The sequence below is a fragment of the Kitasatospora sp. NPDC098663 genome, from assembly GCF_044760075.1.
In the GTDB taxonomy this organism is placed as follows: Bacteria; Actinomycetota; Actinomycetes; order Streptomycetales; family Streptomycetaceae; genus Kitasatospora.
In genome coordinates this window covers 24,824-30,823 of the sequence record NZ_JBIWAP010000065.1, presented here as the reverse complement: position 1 = coordinate 30,823, position 6,000 = coordinate 24,824, and the positions used below count along the sequence as shown (strand labels likewise).

Sequence of the window (6,000 nt, the reverse complement as noted above, 5' to 3'; positions counted from 1 at the left end):
ATCTGCGGGACCGGGTACAGGCGGTGATCTTCGCGTACGAGTGCGGGCTGGTCGAACCGGGGTAGGCGCGGGCGGCCGTCGGGCGGGGGCCGGCGGCTCAGGCGACGGTGGCGGCGGTCCAGGGGGTGGCGACCGTGGCGTACTCGGCGCTGGTGGCGCCGTAGAGGTCCTTGGCCGCAGTCAGGGTCGCGGTGCGGGGCGTGCGTAGCCCTGGCCGTTTTCCGACCGGGTCCGCGCGGTCACCCGGATTACGCCACACTCACCCGTCACGCCTTCGACCACCGGCACCGGCAATCCTGAAAACACCACGCTCACAAGCTCGTTGACATCTCACACACCATGCCGACGATGCCAGTCACCCCTGGTCACCACCGATTACGGGACAGGGTCGAAGACCGTACGGACCCGCGCGGCACGCTGCGACACACGTGGTCTCCCTTCCCCTCGCTACCTCGAAGCGATCGGATCAGGACATTTAATGCTGTTTTGTCATGATTTTCTGTCAGGCGTCCTGTCATGCCCTCGCCTTGTAGCGTGAGGGGCGCAGGGCGCTTCGCTGTGAGGAGAGGTGAACCTGCGGATGAGTGCTCGCACTCGTGGACAAGGCGATCTGCCGTGGTACCGGGTCAGCCGTCAGTGGCCCGCGGCCGTGTTCAACAGGACCCTGGCCGGTGGGACGACCCCGGCCCGTACCGCCGTTGCGTCCGATTCGGTCGGCTCGGGTGGACGGTTCGGGGAGCGTGGTGCGGGGGTGGTATCGGTGGGCAGTGCGCTGCTGTCCGGTATCGCACTACTGGCGGCCACGGCTCCGCCAGTGGCCGCCACGCCGGCGGGGGCCGCGCCGCTGCGGGCGCAGCGGGCTGATCCGTCGCAGACCTTCACCTTCACCGGCACTTCGCAGACCTTGACGGTCCCGGCGGGGGCGGTGGTCACGATCACCGCGGACGGCGCCGGCGGCGCCGACAACACCGGCACCGCCTGCGGCTTCACCGGGGCCGGAGGGACGGGGGCACACGTCGTCACCACACTGCCGACAACCAGCGCCCCGACGACCTACACCATCAACGTCGGCGGCACCGGCACCGCCGGCTGCAACGGAACCGGCGCCGGCGGCTACAACGGCGGCGCCCCGGGCGGCACCTCAAGCAACCCCACGGGCCAGTTCCGGAGAGGTTCCGGAGGAGGGGGGGCGTCCAGCGTCAGCACCGGCACCGCCCTCCTCGTCGTCGCCGGCGGCGGCGGTGCCGACGGCGGCGCCCCCTTCGCCGGCACAGTCGCGGGGGGAAACGGGGGCAACGGCGGCACACCAGACGCCACCGCCGGCACCACCGGAGCATCCGACAGCGGTGGTTCGCCGGGATCCGGCGGGCAAGGCGGCAGCACCAGCACCAGCACCGTCGGCGCCGGCGGCGCGCCGGCCACCCCCACTGGAGGCTGCACGCCGGCCGAAGGTGACCCAGGAAGCGGCTTCACCGGCACCACGGTCGGCACCGGCGGCGCCGGCGGCAACAACACCGGCGGCAACTGCGTAGCCGCCGGGGCCGGAGGAGGCGGAGGCGGAGGATACTTCGCCGGCGGCGGAGGCGGCTCCGCCACCCCCGGCAGCAGCGGTCTCGGCCGCGCGGGTGGTGGCGGTGGTGGCGGAGGCAGCAGCTTCGCCACTGCGACGGGCACCGGGACGGCCTATGCGGCCTCGACGATCGGGACGGCGAACAAGAACGGTCAGGTGATCATCTCCTACACGGTGGTCACCCCGTCCCTGACCATCACCAAGACCCACGCCAGGCACTTCACCCAGGGGCGGGACGGTACCTACACCATCACCGTCGGCAACGCCGCCGGGGCCGCCCCGACCGACGGCACGACGGTTACCGTGTACGACACCCTTCCCGACGGGCTCAGAGCCGACAGCATCAGTGGCCCGGGATGGAACTGCACCCTGAACAACCTCACCTGCACCCGTAACGACGCCCTTGCCGCCGGGAGCAGCTACCCGCCCATCACTCTGAAGGTCGACGTCTCCTGCAGCGCCCGCGACCAGGTGACGAACACCGCCACCGCCATCGGCGGCGGCGACACCGCCAGCCACACCGCCAGCGACCCCACCACGATCAAGCGCCACAAGCACGACGAACACGACGAGTACGACATGCGCTGCGACCGCCACGAGCACTGGTAGACCAACCAACCTGCGTCTGACAGCGGGGCCGTCCTCATGGACGGCCCCGCTGTCAGGCATGCGCCACTGACCGGTGGCACCGGATGCGACAACCCGCCCATCAAGTGGGGCGGTGGCGCAGCGAACTCCCTCCCGTCGAGACCGACGTCGACGCCTTCGTCCTGGCCGCCACCACCGAGGCCGCTTTTAAGCAGCTCTGACCCACCGTGCGACATGCCGAAGGCTGATCAAACGTCAGGGCTACGGTCGCGCGGGCTGGCACCCGCTCTCCCGCTGCCGATCCCGGTGCCGCTGGCGAAGGGTGGGTCCTGATGCGACCTACCCGTTCGCGTGGTCGGTCTACGGGCGGATCGACGGCACGCCCGCAACGTTCGAGTCAGTCGTCGATCCGATCCGCTTCGCCGAGAGCCTGGCCGACTTCGTCGCCGCGTTGCAGAGCATCGACGCCTCGGAAGGGCCGCGGCCCGGCAAGCACAACTGGTTCCGTGGAGCGACGCTGCGGACCTACGAGGCGCAGGCGCTCGGTGCGCTGGACGGGCTACGCGGCCACATCGACGTCGCGCCGGCACACGAGTTGTGGACCCAGGCGCTCGAAGCGCAGTGGGACGGGACCGACGTCTGGTTCCACGGCGACCTCGCCAAGGGAAACCTGCTCCTTGAGGACGGACAGCTCGCCGCCGTCATCGACTTCGGTAGGTGTGGAGTGGGGGGACCCCGCTTGCGACCTCGCGATCGCGTGGACCTTGCTCTCGGCTGACGGCCGCGACTCGTTCCGGAAGCGGCTGGGCGTCGACGATGCGACTTGGGCGCGCGGACGCGGCTGGGCACTGTGGAAGACGCTCGTCTCATGCGCCAACAGCCTGGGCAAGGACGGCGCTGACGCCCGTGACGCGCGACGCGTGCTCTCGGTGATCCTCACTGATCCACGCTGAGGGGTCGTAGGGGCGAATCGCGCCAAAAGTTGTTGGCCTCAATAGCGGCACATCACCACTGAACATCCCTGAACGCCCACTGAGAAGTGACGGCTTGGGAAGACGCCACCTCACCCAGTCCGCCACCCCGTCGCCGCCACCGAACACCGTCACCACCCACCGCCGCAAACGCATCAGTCTCCGCCCCCCGCCCCGCCGCTGTCAGTCCGTATGGTTCCGGGTTCCGCGCCCGGCCCCCGGCTGGCTACCGTCCGAACCGTCGGACATCCGGCGGGCCGGACGGGCCGCCGGCACGCGCCCCTCTGGAGGTCACGGTGACCGCGAACCACCCCACCCGCAGGAGCATCCTCAAGTCCGCCGGAGGGTTCGGCGCCGCGCTGGCGCTGGGCGGCGCGAGCGTCCTCGCGACGGCCTCGGCCGCCCGCGCCGCCGACGACGGCTTCGGCCTGCACATCACCGACCGCAACGAGGGCGACGCCCGGATGTGGTACTACCGCTTCCACACCGCCGAGATCGGCTGGGACCCGGCCGTCAACGTGCTGCTCCCCGACGACTACCACACCAGCGGCCGTACCTACCCGGTCCTCTACCTGCTGCACGGCGGCCTCCAGGACTTCATCGAGTTCGACCACCGGGGCGTCCGCGACTGGACCATCGGCAAGCCGCTGATCGTCGTGATGCCCGACGGAGGGCAGGCCGGCTGGTACTCGAACCCGGTCAGCACCAACGTCGGCCCCCGCAACTGGGAGTCCTTCCATATCAACCAGCTGATCCCCTGGGTCGACGCCAACTTCCGCACCTTCGCCGAGCCGGAGGGCCGCGCCGTCTCCGGCTTCTCCATGGGCGGCTTCGGCGCCCTGAAGTACGCGGCCAAGTACTGGGGCCACTTCGCCTCGGTCAGCGCCCACTCCGGCCCGGCCAGCCTGCGGCGCGACAACGGCGCGGTCGTGCACTGGGCCAACGTCTCCTCCGCCGTGAAGGACCTGGGCGGCGGCACCATCTACGGCGCGCCGCTGTGGGACCAGGCCAGGGTGACCGCCGACAACCCGGTCGAGCGCCTGGAGAGCTACCGCAACAAGCGGATCTTCCTGGTCGCCGGGACCAGCCCCGACCCGACCAACCCCTTCGACACCTTCAACGAGACCGCGGTGCTGGCCGGCCAACGGGAGTTCCGCGCCCTGCTCGACGGCGCCGGCATCCCCTACGAGGCCCACGAGGAGCCGGGTGGCCACTTCGTCCGCCCCGACATGATGCTGCGTGACATCGACGGCATCATCGGCCGCCTCCGCAAGGCGTGAGGGGCGCTCCGATGGTCTCCCGCACCTCGCGGCTGGCCCTGGCCGCGGTCGCCCTGCTGCTGCCGGTCACCGTGCCGGCCGGACCGGCCCAGGCCACCCCCGCCGTGGCCACCCCCGCCGCGAAACCGGCGGCCCGGGCCGCCGGTTTCGCGGCGGCCTGCCCGGCCCGCGGTCAGATCTCCCAGCACTACACCGCGGAGCACAACGGCATCGACATCGCCAACGACTACGGCACCCCGATCTACGCGGCCGGCGACGGCAGGGTCATCCTCTCCGGCACGGAGCCCGGCTACGGCCAGTGGATCCGCATCCTGCACCCGGACGGGACGATCACCGAGTACGGGCACATGCAGCGCCGGGACGTCTTCGAGGGCGACGGCGTGACGGCCGGCCAGCAGATCGCGCTGATGGGCAGCGAGGGCAACTCCACGGGCCCGCACCTGCACCTGCGGGTCTGGGCCGACTCGAACGCCTCCGTGCGCACCGACCCGGAGCCGTACCTCGCGGAGCGCGGCGTCATCGTGCCCTGTGTGCCCGGAAGCGGCCCCCGCCCCGCGCCGCTGGTGTATCCGGCGGAGTCCGGCCGGGTGGTGTCGGCCCGGTCCGCGGACGGGCGTCTGGAGGTGTTCGCCGCCGGCCGGAACGGCATCTCGCACGCCTGGCAGACCGCAGTCAACGGCGCCTGGTCGGAGTGGGAGGACCTCGGCGGCCCCGCCGGCGCCGAGCTCGCCATCGGCCCCAACGCCGACGGCCGGCTGGAGGCGTTCGCCATCAACGGCTCCACCTTCCAGCACCGCTACCAGCTCCAGCCCTCCGGTGCCTGGTCCGGCTGGGAGGACTTCGGCACCGGCGGCCACGACATCGCGGTCGGCGCCAACCAGGACGGCCGCCTCGAAGTCCTCGCCTCCGGCCCCAGCGCCGTCTTCCACCGCTACCAGACCGCACCCAACAGCGGCTGGTCCGGCTGGGAGGCCACCGGCGGAGGCCCCGCCGACAGCGAGATCGAACTCGGCAAGGCCACCGACGGCCGGCTGGAGGTCTTCGCCCTCAACGGCACCACCTTCCAGCACCAGTGGCAGACCGCCGTCAGCGGCGGCTGGTCCGCCTGGGAGGACTTCGGTACGGGCGGGCACGACCTCACCGTCAGCCACAACCAGGACGGCCGGATCGAGGTCTTCGCCTCCGGATCCGCCGGCGTCTACCACAAGTACCAGACCAACCCCACCAGTTGGTCCGGCTGGGAGGCCACCGGCGGCCCCGCCGACGCCCGGCTCACCAGCCAGCAGACCGCGGACGGCCGGGTCGAGGTGTTCGCCATCAACGGCAGCACCGCGCAGCACATCTGGCAGACCGGCCTGAACGCCCCGTACGGCCAGTGGGACACCTTCGGCACCGGCGGCACCGAGATCGGCTCGGCGAACAACGCCGACGGCCGGATCGAGGTCTTCGGCAGCAACACCGACGGCGTCCACCACAAGTGGCAGACCGGCTTCTCCACCTGGTCCGACTGGGCCTGGCTGAACACCACCCACGGACCCGCCGCCAGTCGAGGAGCCACCCCGTGACCGGCCCGCAACGCGCCCGCCGGGCG

Annotated in this window: 5 protein-coding genes; 4 read left to right on the top strand and 1 reads right to left on the bottom strand. The window is 71.4% G+C overall.

All coding sequences use genetic code 11. The features are described from left to right. Window positions 1-97 precede the first annotated feature (97 nt). A complete protein-coding gene (locus ACIQVZ_RS38965) occupies window positions 98-259 on the bottom strand; it encodes a hypothetical protein (protein ID WP_402456883.1) in 162 nt (53 codons plus the stop codon). A gap of 555 nt (window positions 260-814) precedes the next feature. Between ACIQVZ_RS38965 and ACIQVZ_RS38960 the strand changes: the two genes are divergently transcribed. The 4 genes from ACIQVZ_RS38960 to ACIQVZ_RS38945 all read left to right on the top strand — a co-directional run bounded on the left by ACIQVZ_RS38960 (window position 815) and on the right by ACIQVZ_RS38945 (window position 5,974). Continuing rightward, window positions 815-2,179 (top strand): hypothetical protein, encoded by a 1,365-nt coding sequence (locus tag ACIQVZ_RS38960; protein ID WP_402456879.1) that lies wholly within the window; start codon window positions 815-817, stop codon window positions 2,177-2,179. 301 nt (window positions 2,180-2,480) lie between these two features. After that, complete coding sequence (locus ACIQVZ_RS38955; protein WP_402456877.1) at window positions 2,481-2,936, top strand: phosphotransferase; 456 nt, start codon at window positions 2,481-2,483, stop codon at window positions 2,934-2,936. 489 nt (window positions 2,937-3,425) lie between these two features. Then, the gene (locus ACIQVZ_RS38950; RefSeq protein WP_402456876.1) at window positions 3,426-4,409 is read left to right on the top strand and encodes an alpha/beta hydrolase; all 984 of its coding nucleotides are present in this window, start codon (window positions 3,426-3,428) and stop codon (window positions 4,407-4,409) included. Window positions 4,410-4,420: 11 nt separating this feature from the next. Next, a complete protein-coding gene (locus ACIQVZ_RS38945; protein WP_402456874.1) occupies window positions 4,421-5,974 on the top strand; it encodes a peptidoglycan DD-metalloendopeptidase family protein in 1,554 nt (517 codons plus the stop codon). Window positions 5,975-6,000: the final 26 nt, after the last annotated feature.